This window comes from Pseudomonas weihenstephanensis (assembly GCF_016812185.1).
GTDB lineage: Bacteria > Pseudomonadota > Gammaproteobacteria > Pseudomonadales > Pseudomonadaceae > Aquipseudomonas > Aquipseudomonas weihenstephanensis.
The window spans coordinates 510071-533668 of the sequence record NZ_JAAEBV010000002.1; the positions used below are offsets into that span (position 1 = coordinate 510071).

Annotated in this window: 16 protein-coding genes; 3 read left to right on the top strand and 13 right to left on the bottom strand. The window is 60.5% G+C overall.

Annotated elements, in window-relative coordinates:
- Nucleotides 1–253 precede the first annotated feature (253 nt).
- Entirely contained in the window at nucleotides 254–1933 is a 1680-nt protein-coding gene (locus GYN01_RS09825) for a putative bifunctional diguanylate cyclase/phosphodiesterase (RefSeq protein WP_203306951.1), read from the top strand.
- Between the two features lie 29 nt (nucleotides 1934–1962).
- Here GYN01_RS09825 and GYN01_RS09830 read toward each other — a convergent pair whose 3' ends face one another.
- Complete coding sequence (locus GYN01_RS09830) at nucleotides 1963–3348, bottom strand: NorM family multidrug efflux MATE transporter (protein WP_048363835.1); 1386 nt, start codon at nucleotides 3346–3348, stop codon at nucleotides 1963–1965.
- A 152-nt stretch (nucleotides 3349–3500) separates the two neighbouring features.
- Here GYN01_RS09830 and GYN01_RS09835 point away from each other — a divergent pair, with 152 nt between their 5' ends.
- Nucleotides 3501–4421, top strand: coding sequence for a LysR substrate-binding domain-containing protein (locus GYN01_RS09835; RefSeq protein WP_048363834.1), 921 nt, complete (start codon nucleotides 3501–3503; stop codon nucleotides 4419–4421).
- A 71-nt stretch (nucleotides 4422–4492) separates the two neighbouring features.
- Here the strand turns inward: GYN01_RS09835 and GYN01_RS09840 are convergent, their stop codons facing one another.
- The 11 genes from GYN01_RS09840 to GYN01_RS09890 form a co-directional block, all read right to left on the bottom strand.
- The gene (locus GYN01_RS09840) at nucleotides 4493–5731 is read right to left on the bottom strand and encodes a vWA domain-containing protein (protein WP_203306952.1); all 1239 of its coding nucleotides are present in this window, start codon (nucleotides 5729–5731) and stop codon (nucleotides 4493–4495) included.
- 63 nt (nucleotides 5732–5794) lie between these two features.
- Nucleotides 5795–6298, bottom strand: a complete 504-nt coding sequence (locus tag GYN01_RS09845) for a lipoprotein (protein ID WP_048363832.1) — start codon at nucleotides 6296–6298, stop codon at nucleotides 5795–5797.
- A gap of 4 nt (nucleotides 6299–6302) precedes the next feature.
- Nucleotides 6303–7037, bottom strand: coding sequence for a hypothetical protein (locus tag GYN01_RS09850; protein ID WP_048363831.1), 735 nt, complete (start codon nucleotides 7035–7037; stop codon nucleotides 6303–6305).
- A 32-nt stretch (nucleotides 7038–7069) separates the two neighbouring features.
- Nucleotides 7070–8617 carry a formylglycine-generating enzyme family protein gene (locus GYN01_RS09855; RefSeq protein WP_203306953.1) on the bottom strand — a complete coding sequence of 516 codons (1548 nt, stop codon included), beginning with the start codon at nucleotides 8615–8617 and terminating at the stop codon, nucleotides 7070–7072.
- Nucleotides 8607–9830: an ABC transporter permease gene (locus GYN01_RS09860; RefSeq protein WP_048363829.1), complete on the bottom strand. Its 1224-nt coding sequence runs from the start codon at nucleotides 9828–9830 to the stop codon at nucleotides 8607–8609. The genes GYN01_RS09855 and GYN01_RS09860 overlap by 11 nt, the downstream gene beginning before the upstream one ends.
- Nucleotides 9814–10518, bottom strand: a complete 705-nt coding sequence (locus GYN01_RS09865) for an ABC transporter ATP-binding protein (protein WP_203306954.1) — start codon at nucleotides 10516–10518, stop codon at nucleotides 9814–9816. Before GYN01_RS09865 ends, GYN01_RS09860 begins: the two co-directional genes overlap by 17 nt.
- Nucleotides 10519–10528: 10 nt before the next feature.
- Nucleotides 10529–12517, bottom strand: a complete 1989-nt coding sequence (locus tag GYN01_RS09870; protein WP_203306955.1) for a vWA domain-containing protein — start codon at nucleotides 12515–12517, stop codon at nucleotides 10529–10531.
- Nucleotides 12514–13569: a flagellar basal body-associated FliL family protein gene (locus tag GYN01_RS09875; RefSeq protein WP_203306956.1), complete on the bottom strand. Its 1056-nt coding sequence runs from the start codon at nucleotides 13567–13569 to the stop codon at nucleotides 12514–12516. Before GYN01_RS09875 ends, GYN01_RS09870 begins: the two co-directional genes overlap by 4 nt.
- A 3-nt stretch (nucleotides 13570–13572) precedes the next feature.
- Complete coding sequence (locus GYN01_RS09880) at nucleotides 13573–16287, bottom strand: virulence factor SrfC family protein (protein WP_203306957.1); 2715 nt, start codon at nucleotides 16285–16287, stop codon at nucleotides 13573–13575.
- Nucleotides 16284–19355, bottom strand: a complete 3072-nt coding sequence (locus tag GYN01_RS09885) for a virulence factor SrfB (protein WP_203306958.1) — start codon at nucleotides 19353–19355, stop codon at nucleotides 16284–16286. The genes GYN01_RS09880 and GYN01_RS09885 overlap by 4 nt, the downstream gene beginning before the upstream one ends.
- An 18-nt stretch (nucleotides 19356–19373) precedes the next feature.
- Nucleotides 19374–20783, bottom strand: a complete 1410-nt coding sequence (locus GYN01_RS09890; RefSeq protein ID WP_203306959.1) for an SrfA family protein — start codon at nucleotides 20781–20783, stop codon at nucleotides 19374–19376.
- 257 nt (nucleotides 20784–21040) lie between these two features.
- Between GYN01_RS09890 and tssD the strand changes: the two genes are divergently transcribed.
- Nucleotides 21041–21541, top strand: coding sequence for a type VI secretion system tube protein TssD (tssD, locus tag GYN01_RS09895; RefSeq protein WP_203306960.1), 501 nt, complete (start codon nucleotides 21041–21043; stop codon nucleotides 21539–21541).
- Nucleotides 21542–22008: 467 nt separating this feature from the next.
- Here tssD and GYN01_RS09900 read toward each other — a convergent pair whose 3' ends face one another.
- Nucleotides 22009–23502: a YifB family Mg chelatase-like AAA ATPase gene (locus tag GYN01_RS09900; protein WP_203306961.1), complete on the bottom strand. Its 1494-nt coding sequence runs from the start codon at nucleotides 23500–23502 to the stop codon at nucleotides 22009–22011.
- Nucleotides 23503–23598: the final 96 nt, after the last annotated feature.

The following is a 23598-nucleotide window of genomic DNA, read 5'->3' on the forward strand; positions in this document are numbered from 1 at the left end:
GGGGTCGTATCTGAAAAGGGCGGGCATTTTAACAGGCTGAGCAAATATTGCTGCCACTCTGCGACAGTGTGACGTAACACTCTGTCTAAATTTTCTGCTTTTGTTACCTTCGCGCAGGATGCCGGCCAAATTGGCGGCTACCGTTCTGTTATGACTGCAAATATGTATTTGATAACCAGTGTCATTTGCCATTGGTCGGCGGCGCGTCATAATGCCCACCGCCTGAAATTATTGCAGAGTCTAGGGAGCCAGCTTGTCTACGCCTGTCGAACCCTTGCGTTTGCTGCTACTGGCCCAAGAGCCTTCTTGGGCAGCGTTATTGCGCGAGTGTCTGGCGCCAATGAAAGGCGCAGCCGTGCTGGTGTGCGCGCCCAATTGGGAAGCTGTCAGCTATCTGTTCGAGAACGACCGCCACGCGTTGTTGCTGACCACCCCCACGCTACAGCCCGCACCGGGTCGCTGCCGGTTGTCGACGATTTTGTTGCTGGACACCGAACCCGAGGCAACGCCCCAAGGGGTCAGCGACTGGTTAGTGGCCCCCCAACTGAACGCTGATTCGCTGCGCCGCAGCTTGCGCCATGTGCGCGAGCGTGGCGTGCTCGAACACACCTTGCAGCGCCTGGCCGAAGAAGACCCGCTGACCGGTATCGCCAATCGCCAGGGTTTTCAGACCTTGCTGGCGGTGCGGCTGGCCGAAAGCGAAGGGCGCGGCATTGCCCTCGGGCACCTTGATCTGGACAACTTTCGTCATGCCAACGACGCCCTTGGGCATCAAGCGGGCGACCGCCTGATCCTGCAAGTGGTGGCGCGACTCAAAAGCCAGCTAGAGGCGGGCGATCAATTGGCACGACTGGGCAGCGACGAGTTTGCGCTGTTGATCGACACTCGCCGCGCCCCCGAACGCGCGGAACTGATCGCTGAGCGCATCACCGAAGCGCTGGCCGAACCGTATTGGGTCGACGGCGAAAGCCTGCTGATTGGTTGCAGTCTGGGCATCGCCCACGCTCGGGCCAATGCCGGGGCTGACCCGCTGATGTGGCACGCACACATCGCCATGCAGCAAGCCAAAAGCACCCAGGGCTGCACGTATCACCTGTTCAATGAGCGCATCAATCGCAACGCACGCAGCCTGGCCGATCTCGAAAGCGAGCTGCGCCGGGCGTTGCGCCGTGACGAACTGGAACTGCACTACCAGCCGCGCCTGGACTTGGCCAGCGGGCAAATTGTCGGCCTCGAAGCGCTGGTGCGCTGGCGTCACAGCGAGCGCGGCTTGTTGGCCCCCAGCGAATTTGTGCCGCTGGCCGAGCAAAGCGGGCTGATCGTGCCCTTGGGTTACTGGGTGATTTCGCGCGCATTGCGTGACATGCAGGCCCTGCGCGAACGCGGGCTGGCGCCGTTGCACATGGCGGTCAACCTGTCGTTTCGCCAGTTTCAGGACAGCCAGTTGCTCTCCACCCTCAGCCGCTTGATCACCGAGCGCGGGGTTGAAGCGCAATGGCTGGAATTTGAGCTGACCGAGACCGCCGTGATGCGGCGCAGCGACCTGGTCAAGCAAACGATGGATGCACTGGGACGCTTGGGCGTGCGCTTCTCGCTGGACGACTTCGGCACTGGATTTTCGTCCTTTGTGCACCTCAACAGCCTGCCGATCACCCTGCTCAAGATTGATAAAAGCTTCGTTGGCGGTATTGAAAGCCGCGAAGAAAACCGCCAGTTGGTGCCTGCCATGATCAACCTGGCGCATAACCTCAAGCTGGAAGTGGTCGCGGAGGGCGTCGAAACGCCTGAGCAATTGGCACTGCTGCGCAGTTTTGGCTGCGATCAGGTGCAAGGCTATTTGATCAGCAAGCCGTTACCACTGGCCGAATTGGTCACGTTCCTGACTCAAGACAGCGGCCGATACGCTGTTGCCGGCCACGCATCGCGCCCGTAAAACCGCATAGCCGCATTACTCGGCAGTGACTACACGGTGATGGCGGCATTGCTCGCACGCTTGAGCATGCGCCGCATCTTCCATTCAAATGCCAGCGTCAGACTGATGGCGGCGCACGCCAGGCCCACCGCCAACCCCCACCACACGCCCGCAGGCCCCCAATTGAAGGTGAACGCCAACACCCAGGCCAGCGGTGCGCCAATCGCCCAATAGCAAAACAGGCCGACCAAAAAAGTGGTCTTGGCGTCTTTAAGCCCGCGAATGGCGCCCATAGCAATGGTTTGTGCACCGTCGAACAGTTCGAACCACGCGGCCACCGCCAACAGGCTCATGGCTAGTTCAAACACCGGGCGGAACGCCAGATTGTCGTAATCGAGCAACAAACCGACCAACTCTTTAGGCCACACCAGAAACACAAACGAAAAGCACAACATGGTCGCCGCGCCAAAACCGATGCCCACCCGGCCTGCGAGTCGCGCCCGTAGCAAGTCGCCGCCCCCATAATGCTGGCCAATGCGCATGGTGATGGCATACGACATGCCCGCCGGGACCATGAACGCCGCTGACACGATCTGCAACGCGATTTGATGCGCTGCCAGTTGCGTGCTGCCCATCGTGCCCATGCACAACGCTGCGAAGGCAAACAGGCCGACTTCGACGGCGTAGGTGCCGCCAATCGGTAAACCCAGGCGCCACAGCTCGCGCAGGTAGGTCAGGTTAATACGCGACAACCCCTTGCGAAGGGGATACGCGTCGTAGGCCGGATGCCGGTGAATATGCCAGGCAAGGCCCAGCGCCATGCAAGTCGCCACAATGGCCGTGACCAGCCCGATGCCCATCAAACCCAACTTGGGCAAGCCGAACATCCCGGTGATCAGCGCGTAGTTGAGTAAAAAGTTCGCCACCGTGCCGATTACGCTGATGACCATGACCGGCATCGGCCGACCCATCGCGCTGGTGAAGCCGCGCAAGGCCATGAATGTCATGTAGCCGGGCAGGGCGAAGGGCAGCAGCAACAGAAACTGCCCGGCCATCTCGACGTTGCTCGGGGTTTGCCCGAATAACAGCAACACCGGCTTGATGTTCCACAGGATCAGCGCCGCGCCCAGCGCCAGCCCCCACGCCAGCCACACACCGGCCTGGGTCAGACGGGTAGCGCCCTCGATATCTCCCGCGCCCTGGCGGATCGACACCAGCGTGCCCACCGCCGCAATCACCCCCAGGCAGAAGATCGACACAAACGAGTAGCTGGCCGCCCCCAGACTGCCGCCTGCCAAAGCCTCGGGGCTCAGGCGCGCCATCATCAGCGTGTCGGTGAGCACCATCAACATGTGCGCCAACTGCGAGGCGATCAGCGGCCCGGCCAACCGCATGATGGCCTTGAGTTCAATAGCGGCAGAATGCTGTTTGGTCATCGGTTCGATTTCTTAAGATACGTTCAAAGGCTGGATTCTCGGCGCCTTGCGTGTTTTAAGCAAAGGGATAAAAACGATCCATAACATGATAAAAACTCATACCTGATGCCGTCATATAAGTCCTGATCCGGTGTATTCAAGGAATATTCCTCATGTCGCGTAGCCTTCCTCCTCTGTATGCCTTGCGCGCCTTCGAAGCGGCAGCCCGCCACAGTTCGTTTACCCGTGCGGCAGACGAATTGTCGATCACACAAAGTGCGGTAAGCCGCCATATCAAAACCCTCGAAGCGCACTTTGCCTGTCGGTTGTTTCAGCGCAATGGCCGCCACTTGCAACTGACCGAAGCCGCCCGTTTGCTGGTGCCGGGGGTGCGTGAAGGGTTTATCGCGCTGGAACGCGCCTGCACCACGTTGCGCGCCGAAGATGACATCTTGCGCATGAAGGCGCCTTCGACCCTGACCATGCGCTGGTTACTGGCGCGGCTGAGCCGCTTTCGGCACTTGCAGGCGGGCAATGAAGTGCAGCTGACCAGCGCGTGGATGGACATCGACCACGTCGACTTCAATCAGGAACCGTTCGACTGCGCCGTGCTGCTAAGCAACGGGCATTTCCCGCCTGACTGGGAAGCAACGTTGCTGTTTCCTGAAATGTTGATTCCGGTGGGGGCGCCCCATTTGCTCACAGATCAGCCCTGGAATATTCAACGTCTGGCCACCACCGAGTTGCTGCACCCGACCCCCGACCGACGTGACTGGCGCCGCTGGCTCGACTGCCAGGGCTTGACCGGGCAGGTATCGCTCAAAGGCGGACAGGTGTTCGACACCCTGGAACTGGGCATGATCGCGGCCGCACGCGGGTACGGCATTTCGATGGGCGACTTGCTGATGGTGGCCGAAGACGTGGCGCAGGGCCGTCTGAGTTTGCCGTTCCGCACGGCGGTGGCCAGTGGCGAAAATTACTACTTGGTGTGGCCTAAAACCCGACCCGGCGGTGAGCGCTTGCGCCGCCTGAGTGACTTTTTGCAACAGGAAGTCCAGGCCATGCACCTGCCTGAGGTACAGCGCTTGACGTAACCACAGCAGGCGCTGGCGCAGGCTGTGAGCGTTTAAATCAAACGCTCGCAGTGGGCGGCAGCGCCTGCGCGTTAATCACATTCTGAAACGGCCTCGGTCGCGTTTTTCAGGGCGTTGGCCAAGTCGCTGGCGTTGCGGCTGGAGTAGATGCTGCCACCGGTGTTTTCTGCAATGCAGTTGGACAACGAGCTGTCGCCGATATTGACCACGTTGACCCGCAGACGAGGTTGTTCGATGGCGATGTTTTGCGCCACTTTGCAGACGTTTTCGTTGCAGCCATCGTCGCCGTCGACAAACATCACGATCACCGCATCGCGGTCTCGGCCATTGACCTGCCTGGCGGCTTTTTTCAGGCTCGACGCCAACGGCGTGCCTTCATTGGCGGTCAATCCTTGAATGCCCGCGATCAGTTGCGGGCGCTGCGCGGCGTTAAATACGCCGTGATCCGGTTGACGGAAACACCCGGCAAACGTCATCAACCGCGTGTCGATGTCCGGGTGCAAGTTGTTGATCATCCCGCTCAGCGACGCCTTGGCCACATCCAGACGGGTTTGCGCCGCGAAAATTTTGACCGTGCGCGGGTCATCGTCTTCGGGTTGCGGACGGCTCTTGAAGTACCAGTCCTCATCGTCCTTGGTGGCGTCGATGTTGAGGTTCATCGACCCCGAAGTGTCGAGGATGACCACAAACTCTGGCGGCAACTCGCTGCCCACCGGCGTTTTGGCGCGGCAAACGTGGTTGTTCTGGCTCGGCAACAGGTTCATCGCCGGCAGACGCCAATGCCATAACGCCCACAGCAACAGGCCCAGCAACAACAACCCGAGCAGCAACCACAGCCAGCCGCGCCACACGCGGCGCACCACCACCGGGCGCGGCACAGGCGGCGGGGTGGGCGCGGGCGGCGGCGCGACCACCGGCTCCGGCGCCAGGCCCCAGCGCACCACCACCGGATCGCCATTGATGCTGTAAAGATTGTTGAGGTCTGGCGGGCCAATCAGCGTGCGCAAACTGGCCGCCTGCTCGGGCTGGCCACGGGTGACCAACTCATCGGCCAACAGCCCCAGGGTTTCCTGGCGCTGGTGGTAACGCTCCAGCAACGCGACCTGCCGGTCTTCGTCCAGCTCATGAAAACGCGTGGGCTGGCCGCCCAACTCGGTCCACCACTCCACCACATCGCCGCTGCCCAGCCGCGGGATCGCGTAGACACTCGCCACCGAGGGTGGAAAGTGCTTGAGGATCAAGGCGATCTTGGCTTTGAGCGCGTCCAGCCCTGCTGAGGTGGCGTGCTCGTCCCGGGTAATGCGCTGCATGCAGTGAGTTCCTGAAAATGACGTCGGCGGCGCAAGGCCGCCGACTGAATGCACCCGAAGGGGTTATTCGTAACCGAGGCTAAATTGCAGCTGGTTAACCTTCTTTTGCAGCGCTTTGAGTTCTGCCTGCTTGGCCGCCAATTGCTTGGGGTTAGTGCTGCTGGCAGGTTTGGCTTGCGCGGCCTTGAGCTGCTGTTCAAGGCTGGCGATCTGCTGCTGAACCTGCGCCTTGTTACCTTTGCGGGCCTTGAGCGAGCCGAGCAATTGGCTCAGCGACTGGTTCAACGCCGCCTGAGATTTTTGCTGCGCTTGCAGGTCAGTGCGCGAGGCCGCTTGTTGCGCGGCAATGTCTTGATAGACCTGATGGAACATCGCGTTTTCTTGCTGCGACTTGGCCAGCTCCGTTTCGTTTTGGCGAATCTGCTCGCTGTAACCGCCGCCCGCGTCGCAGTTCACTTTGGTGAACAGGCTCGCGTCGCGGTTGTTGGCGTCACATTCACCCGGTTGGGTGGCGCAGCCAGACAGCGCCAATAAAGCAGCAAAACCCAGAATCAATCGTGTGTTCATGGTCTTAACCCAACGTGATCGCGGAGCGCTGGCTGTACAAACCATCGACTTCTTTTTGCAGGCTGGCCACTTTCTGGTTCATCTTCGAAATGTTGGCATCCATTTGCTTAAGCTCAGGCGCATTGCCCTGGGCGCGCTCGACTTTCACCACGTCGTTGTAGCCTGCGACTTTGGTCTTCATGTTGTTCACTTCGTTACGCAACTGCGCGATGTTGCTGTCGATGACCGCAATCTGCTGCTGTGCCTGGGCCTTGTCGATTTTCTTGCTGGCCAGGTCGCGTTTGATCTGAGCGATCTGCTGCTTGTCATCGTTGATCACTTGCTGGGCCGTGGCGGTACGGGTCACGACTTTTTGCGTGTCCAGTTGTACGTCGCTGTTGTACTTCTGCAAACGCTGCGAGGTGTTGGCGTATTCGCTGCGACGCTGATCCACGTAGTAGTTGGCGCCCATCGCCACACCACACGCCGCCACACCGGCGGCCACCATGCACACTGCTTTGTTGCCGGAGTTGGACAGGGTGCAGGCCAGAATCGCCGCGCCCGCGCCCATCGCGCACGCCTGATAACCGGACTTGCTGAAGAACTCGGCATCGGTGCCCTGAGTCAGGCGTGGGTCCGGTGCCGGAGCGCCCGCCCCCAACATGCCGCTGCCGGTGCTGGCGCAACCCCCCAGCAGCAGGCTGCCTGTGAGTACAAAACTGATCAGTAATTTGGATGAGGACCACAGGCTGCGCATCATCGTATTGCTCCTTGTTGAAACAGGTGTTGGGCTTATTGGGTGACCGACTTGCAGCTTTTCAGCCAGGCGTCAGTGTCGATCTTCTGCTTTTGCAGGTAGGTCTTCTGATTCGCCCAGTGGGTGCGCAGGTAAGGTTTGAGTTCTTGCAGTTGTTTGTTCTGGCTGATGATTTCTTCCATCACCGGCACTTGTGGCTCCAGCAGCGGCTGGCCATACAACGAGGCGGATTCCACCAGGCTGCTGGCGTAGTAGCGGCTGAGCTTGTGCAGACGGTCTTTTTGCTCCTCCAGCTTGCCTTTACGCATGTCGCAGCTGGGGTCTTTGTCTTCGGATTCGCAGTTAAGCGCGTAGTTTTTCTGCAAGAAGTCCAGGTACTGGCCGTCGTCGAGCATCTTGGTGCACAAAAAGGCGCCCAGGTTGAGGCTGGCGCGAATCGCCTGATCGCGGGTTTCTTCCTGCTGCTGGTTGCTGGCACGCAGCTGGTTCTCCAAGGCTTGCAGCTTCTCTTTGAGGGCCTTGTCTTCGACCGCCGACGCCAAGTTGTTCAATTCTTGAACAGCGCCTTTGTCTTTGGCTTGATCGCCTTCTTGAGTCCCGGTGCCGAGTTTTTTCCAGCTCTTCTCGATGCTGCCCACGCGTTCGCGCGAGGTCAGCGTGGGCGAGACCAGCACCAGCCGCAGGCCAGTGGTTTTGTTTTTAACCTGGCCGTCAGCGTTGTAGTACGGCTCTTCCTTGCGCAGCGCTGTGCGCAGGTCCGCTTGCGGCGTCAGGTAGTTGCCGCCGCGCACCACGTAGCCGCCAGCCTGACCGTGCTGGCGGTCGAGTTTATTCAGGCGGAACGGTTCAAACATCATTTCATCGGCGTTGCCGAGCATGTCATGCAGGCCCAGCGGGTTGGGCTTTTGCAGGCCCGTGAGTTGCAACTTGCCGTTGGACGATTGCGCGCCGCCGAACCATTCGTAGGCGTTCAGGCCCTCGGGCATCGGGTAGCGCGTGTCGCTGAACTCAGCCGCGCCGACTTCCAGCCCGCCACGGGCAGCAAACTCCCACTCGGTTTCAGTCGGCAGGCGCAAAAAGCCCAGCGCGCCGTCTTCTTTGGGCAACTTGTCGGCCGCATGTTTGCGCAACCACAGGTTGTATTTGTCGCTGGCGTCGATGGCTTGCACCCAGCTCACGGCCACTTGCGCCAAGCGCAGTTTGTTGGACGGTGCGGGGCAGGTCTCGGCGGTCAGTGCCTGGTATTGCAACTGACTCATTTCGTACTTGGCCATCAAGTAGTAACGCGACTTGTCGCTCTTGGCGCCGGTAAAGCTACCCGCAATGAACGAGGGGCGCTTTTGCTCGACGTAACCCCACTCCGGGCTGTCCTGACCAATGTTGATCGGGTAGTCGTCCAGCGGACCGGTCACCGGGATGAACACCTTGCGAAACACCATTGCACCGTCGCACGGCATTGGCAGCACCACGTCATTGGCGTCGGGCGCGGGGTTGTAATACTTCTCGTCCCAGCCCGCCGCCGAGGCGTTGAGCAGGTAGCCAAGACTCAAGGATGCGATCAACACAACACGTTTATAGCTCACGCAGACTCTCCGCAGGTTGGATGCTGATGGCCCGTAGCGCGCCGATAATGGCGACCAGTGCTGCGACCAATAAAGCAATCAGCAGGGCTGCCAGCCCGTGCCAGACAGTGATGTGACAAACAAAGGTGCCGGTGGCCTGACTGCTGCCGAGCAAGTGGTCGAACAGCAGGCTGCCGACCCCATAAAATGCGAGACCGCCGACATAGCCCACCAGGCTCAACAACAACGCTTGGGCGATGACGAATCCGGCCACCGCCGGGCTGGTAAAACCGAGCAAGCGCAGCACCGCGAGGCTTTTGCGCTTGCGGTCGATGTTGGCCAAAAAGGCGCCGATCATCGAGGCAATACAGCCGATCAGCGCCGCCGCGGCAATCACGCCGAAGATCAGGCCCAGCACATGGTTGATGGCTTTAACGTTGTCGATATCGGCCAAACGGCTGGCGGTTTCGATGTTTTGTTGGTTGAGCCAGCGCTCCAGCGGCGCGACCGCATCGATGTCGCGGGCATACACGCGAGCACGGGCGTAAAGCGGTTGCAGCTCCCCCTGCGGCTTACCGGTGTCAAGGCCAAACGCGGGCACCTGATAGCCGTCGCGAAAACGCTCAAGTTGCAGCAGCAACGGCGGCGCGACAAAACCTGCGGCGCGGCCAAAGCGTGCGGCATCGAGCACGGCCACCACCTGCACATTCAGTTCGCCGCGCTCATTGATCCCGTCTAGACGCCGCGAGACGCGCAAACGCACGTTATCACCGACCTTGGCCTGCAAACGCTGGGCGGCGCGATCACTGAGAATCACTTGCTGGCCGTCGAGGCGGATCTGCGGCAGGTTAAGCAGCGGGTCGCCCGCATCGCTGGGAATGATTTCGGCGTTTTCGACAAAACGCTGCATGCCCACCAACAGGTCAGCCTGCGTATTAAGCGAGCGGGTCTGGCCGATGGCAAAACCGACCTCAGGTTGCAGGCGCAAACGCTCGATCCACGCCGTGTCGTAATTGCCGCTGCTGAGCATTTTCACTTCAAGGTTGCGCGGATCGCTCAGCAGTTCGTTCTGCAACTGGCTGACCACCCCGTGTTTGAGTCCGAACAGCAGCAACAGCGGCGCGATCACCGCCACCAGCGAGGCGGCGATACAGAATGACACTTTGCGGTCGTGCCAGAGGTCCTGGACCGCCAGCGAACCGAGCAGGCCGAGGCGGCTAATCCATCGCTTCAAACAGTGTTTCTCCCTGACGGCTGACTGCGCCCAGGCGCGGCAAGCCAAAGTCGCGCACCAGCGCCCAGTCGTGGGACACCACCAGCGCGCTCAAGCCCAACTCGTTAACCAGGCTGAGCAACAACTCAAACAGACGCTTGGCGCTGTGCGGATCGAGTGAGGCCGTGGGTTCGTCAGCCAGCAGCAATTGCGGTTCATGGGCGATGGCCCGCACACACGCCACACGCTGGCGCTCACCGATGGACAAGGCCTGCGGCAGTTTGCCGAGCAAGCCGTCGAGGCGCAGGGCGTGGATCGCGCGATCTACCTGCGCACTCTCTGCTGGCATGCCCAACAAACGCCGGGGCAGGCTGATGTTGTCGCGCACGCTCAAAAACGGCAGCAGGCCGCCACTTTGCAAGATGAAACCCAAGTGCCGCGAACGCACCTGCGACAGCGCCGGTTGGTCGTTGCCCGCCAGCATCTGCGCGATGTCCAGCGTGGCGCGCGGCGGGCCGAGGCTGAAACGTCCCAGCTCAACCGGTTGCAGCAACAGGCCGATGGCTTCGAGCAAGGTGCTTTTGCCGCAGCCACTTTCACCGGTGATGGCCAGAATTTCTCCGGGCTTCACCTGCAAGGTCGCCAAGCGCACGCTGTGCGCCTGCGCGCCGCTGCCACGGCGCACGAGCATGTCTTGAATATCGAGCATGCGCGCCCCGTTACGGCATCATTTCCAGTGGCACCGGGTACACGTTGTCCCGTGCATCACTGTCTTTGGCCAACGCCACCCAACGGTCCACGTCCGCGTTGTAACGCTGGTAGTGGCGCAGCTTGGTGCTCAGGTTACGAATGAAACGCTCTTGGGCCAGACCGTCCCAGCTCTTCCAGGTTTCTTCGTCCAGGTTGAGCACTTCGCTCTGATAGGGCAGGTCTTCGAGGTATTCGCCGAGCACGCCCATGTCAGCCAGTTTGGCGTTGCCGTTTTGCTTGAGCTGATTAGGATCGGCGCCCATCGTCGCGGCCACCGAACGCAAGCGATCAAACATCTCGGTGGGAGAGATCAGCCCCTCGTTGGCGGCGTCCAGAATCTGTTTCATCACGTCGCTCAAGTCGCTGAGCTGGGCCTTGGTCAGCAGCACCCGCACATCGGTGGTGGGGATGTTTTGCTTGATCAAGTCACGGTCGGTGATCCACGCCTTAAACACCGGCGGTGCCTGGCTGTTGGTTTTTTCACCCAGATACGCCAACTGCATGGCGTGGCCGATCAGCGCTGCGTCAGCGAGCATTTTCTGTTCAGCCGGGTCTTTTTTGGCGACCACGTCCTGCTTGGCATTCAGCGCGCTGCCGATGGCGTCGTCGCCCATGTAAGCGGCTTTCACCTGCGCGGTGATAGCGCCTGCCAGCGCATCGACTTTCTGCCCGAACGCTTGCACGTCACCGGCATTGACCGGGTAGTACAGCGAGGTGTTGGTGCCGGGGTAAGTCGACAGGTTCTGGTACTGCGCCTCGGCTTTGCCGTGGTCTTTGATACCGGCCGGGGTTTTGAGGTGCAGGGTGTAAATCGCCACGCCAGGGTTGGCCGCTTCGATCCGCACCTGATCGGCGCTCAGGCCGGTGCTGCTGAGTTTGTCGTCCCCCTCAAGGGCGCCCGCGTCGGTGATCAGCACCACGTAACGGGCACCGAACTGCGACCAGTCCACCTTCTCGATGCTGTGCATCACGCCCGCATACGAGTCTTCGTCGAAGCTTTTGCTGGAGACTTTGGCTTGTTTGAGGTCAGCCACTTTGGCCAAAAAGTCGTCACTGCCCGTGACCTTGTTCGGGTCTGCGTACATTTTGGTCACGTACTCAAGCCCCGGCACCGCCTGGGTGTTGGAGCGAAACGCGACCAGACCGAACTTGACCTGATTGCCCAGGTTCTCACTTTCGATTTGCTTGTAGACCTTGCGAATCGCTTCGCGGGTGCGGTCGATGTACGGGTCCATCGAGATGGTGGAGTCGATGACGAACACCACCGCCGCGCTGAATTCCTTCAACTGACTGGTTTTCACCGCGCCGGCATCGGGCGCATTGGCTGCGCCGGCCTGCATCGGCTTGTCTTCGGCTTTACTCACCGAGGCCACGTTGAGCAAGCGGGTGCGAAAGCCTTCTTCGGTCATGACTTCTTCGCCGCTGAGCACCGGCAGCAGGTAGAACTGCTTGTGCAGGTCGACGAAGTATTCCGGCTCTTGCGCCAACACACCTGGCGCCAGCGTGCCTTGCTTGAGCTTGGCGCGCAGCGGGGCGACCTGGCTCACCGGGTCCGGGGCATCAAGGATGCCTTCGAGGGTGGCGCGGTCTTTGAAGAACATCAGCCGGTCGCGGTTGGCCGGGTTGGTGAAGGCCAGCGTAAGCTGCATCTTCCAGTCGGTGGTGCAACTGGCCGGTAGCCAGCCGATGGTTTTGCCGTAGCTGTCAGGACCGACTTTGAGCCATTGCGCATTCGCTGCCTGCGCCCGCTCGTACACGTAAAAGCGGCTGAAGGTGGGCTGCGCGGCGCCGGGTTCGCCACCGGCGCTGCTGCTGAGTGTGCAACCGGGCGTGGTCAGGACCCGTTGAAACAGGGTTTTCTTGCCTTCCTGAATCAGCGGCTTGTCGGCGGCGTGGGCCAGCGAGCTGCCGATGCACAAAGCCAACACCGCGCTGGCGGCCAGAGCAAAACGACTCATGGTTTCAATTCCTCAAAACGGGCCTTGGCTTCAGCATTCTCAGGCTCTTGGGTGAGGATGGTTTCGTACCAGTACGCGGCGGTGGCTTTGTCCGGCTCAGCGAAACAGGTGCTGGTCTGATGGAATTTTGGGTCGTATTCGTGGGCATATGCGGCGGCGATTTGCAGGTCGCCCGCTTGTGCACGGTTGGCATACAAACGCTGGGCCACGCCACAGTGGTTGTTGGCTTTGGCCACCTTGATGATTTCCAGCAGTTCGGCGCTGCCGGGTGCTTTTTTGATGCATGCCTGCACGAAGGCCAGCTCAGGCAGGGTAGTCATGCTGTCCAGAGTGCAAGCCTGGTTATCGCCAGGTGGCTCGGGCTTGGGTTCTGGCATCTGTGTTTTGTCGCCCACCGGTGCATCCACTGCCGGCGTTTTGTTCAGCCAAAACCAGGCACCCACGGCGATCGCCGCCAGCACCAGCAAGGCGATGATCAATGCAATCAGCCAGCCTTTCTTTTTGGCAGCCGCGGGCGCAGGGGGTGGCGCTGGCACAGGTTCAGGCGCCACGGGTTCCACGACCGGCTCAGGGACTGGCTCAGGCTCAGGTTCTGGCTCGGGTTCTGGCGCAACCACTGCCGGTGGCGACACCGGCGTTTTCAACTGACCGGTGTCTTCGTGCGCAACCTGTTTTTCATCACTGGCCGCTACGGACGATTGCAGGTTGGGCGCAGGGCTTAACATGCCGACTTGGGTATGCCCCTCGCCGCCTTGCTCGCGCAAGACAATACGAAACGTGGCCATGCCGCCCACGTCGAGCAACGGGTCGACCAACTGCGGGCCGACCACGGTTTCCAGCTCGTCGCCGTTGGCGGCGACGCTGAAATGCGCGACCTTGAACCAGTACTGGCTGTTGCTCCAGTGCTGGTCGCCTTGCAGGAAGTAGCCGTCCTGATTGCGCTGGATAGAGAACTCCAGACGCTCGTGACCACCGGTCCAGTTCTTGACGATCAGGCATCCCTGACCGGCAATGTGGGGTTGCAGGGTGACCAGCTCGACGAAAATTGACATGTCTTATCTCGCTTCAAACGCGCTGAGCACGTGGCCCAGGCGTTCATTTTGTTCAGGGGTAATTTCGCTGCCGGTGCCGTGGCTGGCGTTGTCCATGGTGATGTACGCCACACCGGACAACCAATCGCCGAGGAACTGCTGCGCCTGATTGATCGGCTGCGCCGGTAGTTGCGGCAAGGCATCGCGGGCGACGTCGCCGTAGAACGAAAACAGCGCTTCACGGTTGCCTGTATGGCTTTTTGGCCGCGTCTCGACCGGCGCGGCGGTGTAGCCGAACCACGCCACAAAATCGCTGAGCACGCGCTGCACTTCGAGCACTTGGCGTTCAACCATTTGGTCGCGGCGCGAGCCGCTTTGCGCGCGCTTGAGCACGACGCGGATCAACTGGTCTTGCAGGCCAAGGCGATCGCCACTGACGATCAACTCCTGAATCAGCGCCTCAATCGACGCTTTATCCAGCTCCAGCGCGCGCATCAGGCCGTCGCGCTCAGGCACTGCCCGCAGGTAGGTCACCCAGTTGCGAAACACCGCACGGGCAAACTTGTGCTCATTGCTTTGCAGCGCCGGGGCCGCGGTCGGGGCAGGGGAAGACGCGCTGGGCGGCGCATCGAAGTTCAGCGACAAGTCGCCAAAGTCATCGCCAAAATCGAATTCGTTGCTGGAGGCATAAACGATGGACTGCTGGGTGCCGTCCTGCGCGGTGTCACCGGGCGCGGCGTCGGTGTCTTCTTCGTACACGCCGTTGAGGTACAGCTCGCGAATCTCCTCGCTGGGCAGTTGCAACGCGTTGATCAACTCGCCCAACGCCGAACCCCGGCGCTTGAGCTGGCCCAGAATCATCTGAGCCTGCGCACGTTTGATCGCCACCATGTCGGCGCCATCTGCCACGTACAGGCTGCTCAAGGTGTTTTTGGCTTTGCCGTTCAAGACTTTATCGAGCTGTTCACGGATGCGCTTGAGCTTGAAGTCCACGCTGGCCAGCGCCGTGAAGCTCTCGCTGAAACGGGTGATACCGCCATCGTCGAGGGTGAGCATGGCATCCCATGCCTGCTGCGCATCCTTGATGTGTTTTTTGACCGTGGGCCGCTCGACAAAGGTGCTGGCCATCATCTCCAGCGTGTCGAGGCTGTCGTCGGTGAAGTGAGTTTCGCTGCCGTCGGTGCGCCCGATGAAGGCCGTCTGATGACGCGGCTTGCGCACCAGATACGTGTTGTTGAACGGCTGCGAAGCTTGCCAGTTCGACATCCACGGGTAGTCCTTGAAGCGCTCCAGCATGGTGCGCGTCATCATGCCGTCCCACTCTTCCTCCAGCGCCAGTCGCGACTGCTTGTTCAGCGACTGGGAGATGCACAGGTCGAACATGGTCAGGGTCCAGATCAGGCCCGTGGCACGGCCACCGCGTTCTTGCGGGGTGTCGCCCTGCGTGGCGTTGATCCAGCGCGTCAGCACCGGGCCGACATCGTTGACGTCGCTCTGCTTGGTGCTGTTGGTGCAGATCACCAACGCGTTCATTTCCTGATCTTCGACATAACGCTCGAACAGGTACGCCACCTTGCCGCGACGGATCAACTGGGAGATGGAGTTGGTTTGACCGCTTTCTTTGGCGATGGCCGTCACGTTCAACCGCCCGCGATAACCGGGGAAGTCCAGCAGGTCCATTTGTTCAACGATCTGGGCAGCGGGCACTTCGACCAGGCGGAAGGTCATTTCGGCCGTCAGCGCCGCCAATTGCACCAGTGAAATGCTGCTAGCGTTGTGCAATTTGCCGTCGATCCACGGGCGCACCGACACGGGCACGTCAATGGCCGAGCCATAACGCTCCAGAATGTCGACGTTCATGATGCTGTTGCGGCGGTCGTATTCGGTGCCGACCCGCTCAGCCAGCACCGACAGCGGCGCGAACACGGTGTCGGGCATGCCCAAGCGATTGAGCGAGGCGCCCAACTGTTGGTAAACCTGGGTCAGGCCGTCTTGCTTGCCCCACAGGATCGAGAACACTTCGCCGCGCTCTTGCGCCGTCAGGCGCGGCGCCAGTTCGATCACTTTGGGCCAATAATGGTGAGTCAGAATTTTCAGTGATTTTTCAAAACTCTGGTTCAGGTAATCCATCAGCGAGACGACATCTTCGGCGCTGAAGCCCGACTGAACCGGGCCTGACTCACGGCCTTCAAAAGGCTGCAACACCTGGCGCACCATCGCCTCGTCGATCTCAAAGGCGATTTTTTCCTGATCGAAGTCCTTGAACCAGGTATTGCCAAAGATCTTGGCCAGCTCGACCTCACGGAACAACTTGAGCTCAACCGGATAAGCGGGGTCTTCACTGGGCTTGGCCAAACGGCTGAAACGCGTCACCAGACCCGTGGCTTCGGTACCGCCGCCACTGGGGTTGATGTCTTGAATGAAGTCCAGGCGCTCTTCACCGAACTTAGTTTCGAGTGCGCCATTGACACCGGCTGCCAGCGCCGAAATCAGGTACGACTTGCCCGCTTGCGACAGGCCGAAAAAACCGGTGGTCATCGGTGTGCCTGCCACACGCCCCAGGTTGCGGGCCAGGTTGCGCGCCTGATACAAACCCAGCTTCAAGTCGTAGGCATCGCGCTCCAGCTTGGGCGCGGTGACGCGGGTTTTGTCGACCCACTCAAGGGCCTGACCGGCACCGTCGTAGACTGCGTTCCACCCGTGGGTGAGGGCGATTTGTTCTGGGGTCTGGTTGCTCATTTGCGTTTTACGCTCCCGCTGTCCAGCCAATATTTGTTGCCGCTCAAGCCCTCGACCAAGGTGGTGTTGAGTTGCAGCGAGAGGTCTTTTTTGCTGAAGGTTTTGTCCGTGTTGGACTCCACCTGATCGATCTCCAGCAGGTCGCTCAGTTGACCTTGGCGCTTCATCTTCTCGGTGGCTTCGAGGACCTTGAAGTACACGTTGACCACGGGCATTTCGTTGTTCTCAGACTTGGCTTCGGTAAAGCGCTGGCGCCCCTGCGGGGTGAAGTGCAAGGTGTACAGCGGCGTGGCAGACCAACGCTCGGCGGCCAACTGGCGAAAGCCCAGGCGCATGTCACCGCGCATTTGCAGCGCCGGTGGGCGAGCGTCCAGCCCTTCGCCAATTTCAGGCAGCACGATGCGGCCGTTGTCCGAGGTCAGGTCGCGGTACAGCACGTCCGAGTCGGTGATGATGTTGGCCTGGTCGATCTTGCCGATGTGCTTGATGGTCGAGTACGGCTTGAGCGCCGAGGTGCGGAAATAGAAGTTCGGCACGCTGTGGTTGGCGCACAGCAGGCACAGCATGGCGCCCACCGAAGCGGTGCTTTTCGGGTCGTCGATCAAGCCGTTTTTATGGAACGGGTACCAGTTGCCGGTGCGGTAGTTTTGCAACGCCAGAATGCGCCCCGGCGGCAGCGGCAGCATTTTGCGGATAAACGCCTGAATACCCGGCAGGCGCGAAGGGCGCCCGGTCAGCAGCAGCATGTCGCACGGGTAATGGGCGATGACTTCGCACAGCCCGGACAAGATTTTGGTGATGTTGATGCGCCCACTGGTGAACGCCACATGCAGGGCTTGCAGGTCGAATGTGATGGCGGTTTTGAGCAGATCGAAATCGGTCTGCATCCCCAGCTCACGGCGCACGGCGCTGTTCACATAGTCCAGCACGTTGCTGCTCACGGTCTCGTTGCCCAGCAACTCCAGGTACGTGTGGTCGGTGGCGGCCCCGGCGAACTCGGGGTTGAACAGCTCGTAGCGGCGTAACAGCTCCAGCGCCAGCGGGGTGAACACTTGCAGGTTCAGTTGCTGGCGCAGCACCTGGTCTTGCGCGCTGCCCGACTCGGCGCCGCACAAACGCGACATCAATGAGGCCGGCACGTTAACCCCGGCGTGCAGCAAGGCACTGTCGAAGCTGGGCAGGATGAAGTCTTGAATCACGTCCAGCAGGATGTCATCGCCCGCCACCTTGAAGCCGTCACGGAAGCGTTGCTCCGGCACGATGTGCACGTTGCTGCCGCTGGTGGCATTGCCAGCACGGTCGAGGCGGTAGTCGGTGATCACCAGGTCTGTGGTGCCGCCACCAATGTCGATGGTGGCCAGCGTGATGCGTTCACGGTCGGTCTTGCCGGGGCGCGAAATGGCATCGAAGAATTCTTCCGGGTGACCGGCAAAGTTTTCGTTCACTTCGGTGTAGAGGTACACCAACTGCCCGCACGATGCCTCGTCCCATTCCACACGCACGTTGGGCAGCGGGGTGGTGGCCGGGGCCGAGTCCGGATCGAACGGGTCTTTTTTGTCGACCTGCCAGCCCAACGCTTTCCACACCAGGCCAATGGCGTGGCGCATGCGTTTTTCGAGGATGCTGCGCTCGGCTTGCGGCATGCCTGGCGGCACGGTCAGGGTGATGCTGTTCAGGCGGCGCGGCACACGGGTATGGCCTTGGCGCGAACGCTGCGCGGGGCTGTTGATTTGCATCAGCGCATGCGTCAGCACTTCGGCGAGCATGAAGGTCATCAGTGAGCTGCGCGAATAGCGCGGGACGAATACCGGCAGCTCCATCCACTCAAAACTGTGCAGCGCGTCGCCGGTTTCGTTGATTAACAGCGAAAAGGGCGGGGCGGTTGCAAACGGCTCTTTATCGGTTTTGACGTAGGCGTGACTGAAACGCCAGCCGTGATCGTAGGGGTTTTCGTCCCACAGATAGCGCTTGGGGCTGGACAGCCCGGTGGAGCCTTCGGTACCGCGACGGCGGCTGGCCAGACGGCCTGCTTCGCGACCCACGCGCGCCATCGTCGGCCACTGGAAGGCATCGGCGCGACCACTTTTGGTCGAGCTTTCGTCCTTGCCGAAGGCGGCCTGGGCGAACTCGACGCGGCTTTCAAAGGCATCGTTGTACACGTGCTCGGGGGTCATCAAGTCCCGCAGCTCAAGCACGTAATTGTCTTTAAGCCCGGAGCCGGACTGGCCGTGGTTCTCGATCAAGATCCCGCAGGTTCGCGAGTTGCCGACATCGAGCACCAAGTCGACCGGAATCGGCGGGGTGACGCCGCTGCCGTGGCTGGCCACGATTTTCATTTCCGGCAGTTTGACTTGCGGCGGCGGGGTGGTGCTGTCGCGCGTGGTGCACGGCTCCATAAACAGACTGAGCAGGTTCAAGTAGTGGGCTTCGGGATGGCCCTCCTTGATGTCCTTGTCCAGCTCATCGCGCGGGGTTTTGGGATGGCCTTCCTTGAAGACCTCCAGCAGCCACTCCTTGACCCAGATCTGATCCAGAAACCAGCGCGCCTGTTGCGGCTTGCAGGCCAGCTTGAATGACACGCCGGAGCTGGCATCGGTGTCCATCGGCCCCAAGTAGAGACAGCCCCTGTTCTCTTCCTCAGTGCGCGTGCGGGTGTCGAATGCAACGGTCAGGCGATGGGTGTTGCCATCGATGTCCGGCTCGGCCAGCCGTACCAGGCGCATCCGCGACCAGTTGATCGGGCCTTGGTCAAAGCTGAACGGGGGGCGATGACGGAACACCGGCAGTGGCAGCCAAAGCCCGTCAAACAGCTTGAGGCTGGCATCCATGCCGATGTTGAGCGTGCTGCGTGCTTCAACGGTTTTGCCTGGCTCACTTTCGTAAAAGTAACTGGTCATGCCGTTGCGATCGCCTTCTTCAAGGCGGCACAGCAAGCCGTTGGTCAGCGGCGCAAAGTCGCCCGCAGGCAACTTGCGCGGGTCCAGACGCAGGGCGAAATCCATGAACTGGATGCCGGTGTCACCCACAAGGATGACGGTGTCTTCAAATTGGGTAACTTGAGGCAGCATGTCAGAGTCTTCCAGTCATTATTCGCCCGTCTGGCGCATGGAGATGGGGAATTTTTTGTCTTCATAAACGCCGGTGCAGTCAGCAATGCTCTGCGCACCCTGACGGCAATCGACTTGCGGCATGTCGTAACGGCTGCCATCGCTGCATGCCGCCTGGCCCTGGCTGGTGATTGCCAGGCTGCCACTCTGCATGGCGGCGGACACCGGGCCGGTGCAGTTGATGCCATTGGCCTTGCGCACAATCACCTCGCCTTTGCCATCCTTGAATTGATACTCAAGGCGCAGTGACTTGCCGGTGTTTTTGTCTTGAATACCTGCACCCGCACGGTAGTGCCCGTTCAGGAAGTCCGCCTGGCCGTCGGGGCTGTCCGCCGGAATGGTCAGAGGCTCGCCCGGTACCTGCGGCGTTGGCCCTGGCGCGGGCTGCGGCTCTTGCGGGATCTGTGGCGGTTCAGGCGGTTTTGTGGCGGGGTGTTCGCCCCCGTCCGGCGCAGGCGACTCATCGGGCACCGGTGGCTGCGCGCTACCAGGCTCGGGTTGTGGCTCAGTCGCAGGCGTCTGATTCGGCTGTGCGTCAGGTGGCAGGGCCGCGCCTGTGCCGGTAGTCGGCACTTGCGTGGTCGACGTGCCTTGGCCATTGCCGGGCACCGTCGTCGAGCCGTCGGCGTTGGGCAATTGCCAATTGGCATCGGGGTAAGGCTCGGTCACATCCGGCTTGGGGTCAACGTTGGGCCAGGTCGGCAGCGTCAAGCCCAACTGTGGCCCACAACCGCGCAAGCCGAACAACAGCAACAGCAGCAGTAAAAGCAGCAGCAACAGCCACCACCAACGGCGCCACCAAGGGCGCGCAACCACCGGCAATGGTGCAGGCACAGGCGCAGGCGGCACCGGCTCGGCAATTGGCGCGATGACTGGCGCGGGGGTCACGGGCGCGGGTTGCGGGCGCAGGCAATGCAGCGGGTCTGCGTTGTGATCGGCGCCAGGGCGGCGAAAGCCCCAGAACGTCAGGACTGGTTTGCCGTTGACCAGGTAAACGTAGTTTTCATCCGGGAAGGGCAGCACGTGTGCCAGCAATTTGCCGAATACGGTGCGGTCGACCGACGGTTTACCGTTATGGTCCGGGTCCAGGTAAGTGACGCTCAACTGGTTGAGATCGGCCTGGAGCTTTTCCAGCTCAACGAGCGCGTTGGCCCGCTCTTGAGGGGTGGCACTGCACCAGGGGATCACATCGCCTGGCAGCTCGCTGTACCAGTCAATGTTATTGCCATGCTCATCGCTTTGCGCAATGGCCAGATGCAGGGCCATCTCAGGATTATTGCGCGCAATGGCTTCACGCAATTGCAGTGCGGCCCGGTAAACCGGTTGTCCGGTTTCGCCAAGGGCTGTGAAATCACCGCTTTTGCCACTGCGTAGAAGTGCGCCGCGCATCCGTTCTCCGTTTTTTAAGTTCGCGCGGTTAAACCCGGACTTATGCCCGAACCGCTTCCCTGATGAACGTGCGACAGTAATGGCTAATAGACATCGGCGTCAATTAGCCATTGGCTGATGGGTGTCATTTTTGTGGCACATCCGGTGCGTACTACGTGACAGGGCCGCTCCGAATGAATCTGAATAATTCAGAAACAGCCTACAGACTACAGCGATAAGCGCTCCTAGACTGCGATCTTCATTCAAGATCTTCGACTATGAACGACCTCAGCTACGTCATTATCAAAGGCAAAAAGACCGGTTCCCTCCTGTCATCGGGCTGCTCCTCACAAGCCTCGATCGGCCATCTGTACCCGTCCACTCATCAAGACAAAATCATGGCGTTGTCGGTGTCCCACACCCCTTTTTCCGGCAACAGGGTCGGCTCCTCAGGCGACAAGGAGCAGCACTTGCCGGTGGTCTTCACCAAGTACCAGGACAAATCAACCCCATTACTGGCCATAGCCCTCAATGAGGGCGAAGAGCTGGTATGCACGATCGAGTTCTATTACAGCGCCGATGCGAGTGGTCAAGATCACTATTACGCGATGTGCCTGGAGGGCGCGCGCATTGTGCAAATCTCCCTGCAAATGGCCCCTCCCTCGCGCTCATCGTTGGCCTTACCGATAGAGGCCGTGTCCATCCGCTATCGGCATATCAGCTGGCTGCACCATGCGGGGGGGCCCTACCCCAAGGACGCGAGGCAAACCGGCCGATGAACACCGTACTTTGTGATAGCACGAACCTCGTTCACGCTGCCGACCAAGTGGTGGCGTTGGGGGGGTGCACAGCCAGTGCAGCCCATCTCAACGATGGTGTGGCACAGGGGCCTATGCACGACATGTATGCGTCTATTTTTAGGGACCCTGTAAAAGGCGACCCACTTTTAACATGAGGCCTTCAATGATAAAAACTCAGTGATAAACCACACCACAAGCCCGCTATAGGCGAGTGAACAACTACCGACCAAGACGGTGACGGCGGTCATAACAGCGAAAGTCTTCAAACTTCCTATTTAATTGCCTTAATCAAATACCTCTGTCGCCAGTCACTGTATCGACTGCGCTGATGCCTTCCTATACCCCGCCAGGTAATGCCGCTCTTTTACTACGCGCACTCCTTGTCGCGCCTATAAATCCGTCACTTAACAAGCAGTACCCTACGCGCGTAACCGCAGCCCAGTCCTTCACCCACTCGCCGGCCGATACTGCAACGCCTCCGCCAAGTGCCGCCGTGCGATGTCTACATCGCCTTCCAGATCCGCCAGTGTGCGTGCCACTTTCAGTAAGCGGTGTGCTGCGCGTAACGACAACGTCATCCGTTCGCAGGCGTTTTCCAGCCAACGGTTGTCGACCGCGCTCAATTGGCAATGGCTGCGTACACCAGGCAAATCGAGAAAGGCATTGGCGCAGCCCTGACGCTGCAACTGCCGCTCACGCGCCAAGGCGACCCACGCCGCTGCCTTGGCCGTGGTACCACCGTCTTGAGGGGGAGGGTTGAGCAAGGTGGTTTCTCGTGCCACGGTCAGGTGCAGGTCAATGCGATCGAGCAAGGGGCCGGAGAGTTTGTTGCGATAGCGCTGGATTTGCTCCGGTGTGCAACGGCAGCGGCCCGTAGGTTCGCCAAGGTAGCCACAGGGGCACGGGTTCATGGCCGCCACCAGTTGAAAGCGGGCCGGGAAGCGCATGCGATCCCGCGCGCGGGCTATCACGATAAAACCCGACTCCATCGGTTCTCTTAACACTTCGAGTACTTTGCGATCGAATTCGGGCAGTTCATCAAGGAACAGCACCCCGTGGTGAGCCAGCGTAATCTCTCCAGGCTGCGGTTTGGACCCACCCCCCACCAGCGCAGGCCCGGAAGCGGAATGGTGGGGTTGACGAAACGGGCGCTGCGGCCAACACCTCAACGGCATGTGACTGGCCACCGATTGTATGGCCGCCACTTCCAGTGCTTCTTGTTCATCCAGCGGCGGTAGCAAACCGGGCAAGCGACTGGCCAACAACGTTTTGCCGGTGCCAGGCGGGCCTGTGAACAGTAGGTTATGCCTGCCCGCCGCCGCCACCAGCAACGCGCGTTTGGCTGACAGTTGGCCTTGCACGTCGCTCAAGTCCGGGTAGGGTTGGCTCTCGTGCAACAGACCACTGGCAACGTAAGGCGCCATCACTGCACGACCCGTAAAATGTGCCACCACCTGCAACAAGTGCTCCACCGCAATCACCGTCAACCCGCAGGCCATGCACGCTTCCTCGGCGTTGATGAGCGGCACCATCAATGCGCGACCGGCAGCCCGCGCCGCCAATGCCGCCGGCAATACGCCTTGTACCGGGCGAATCGCGCCGGATAACGCCAGCTCCCCCAGCACTTCAACGTGCTCCAACGCCCCCGCTGGCAACTGCCCGCTGGCGGCCAAAATGCCCAATGCGATGGCCAAATCAAAACGCCCGCCGTCCTTGGGCAGGTCAGCGGGCGCCAGATTTAAGGTGATGCGACGCGCCGGGAATTCAAAACCTGAATTAAGGATCGCGCTGCGCACTCGGTCTTTGCTTTCCTTGACGGCTGTTTCTGGCAGCCCGACCAAGGTCAGCGCCGGTAATCCATTGGCCAAATGCGCTTCCACCGTCACAACGGGTGCCTCGACGCCCACTTGGGCGCGGCTGTGAACAATTGCCAGTGACATGACTCATTCCTTGAGTGCGCAAAAAACGCATCCTGCACGTGTTGAGGCGCAGGGGGAGCATTTGAATGGATACGGGATGTGAATATGCACCCGGAT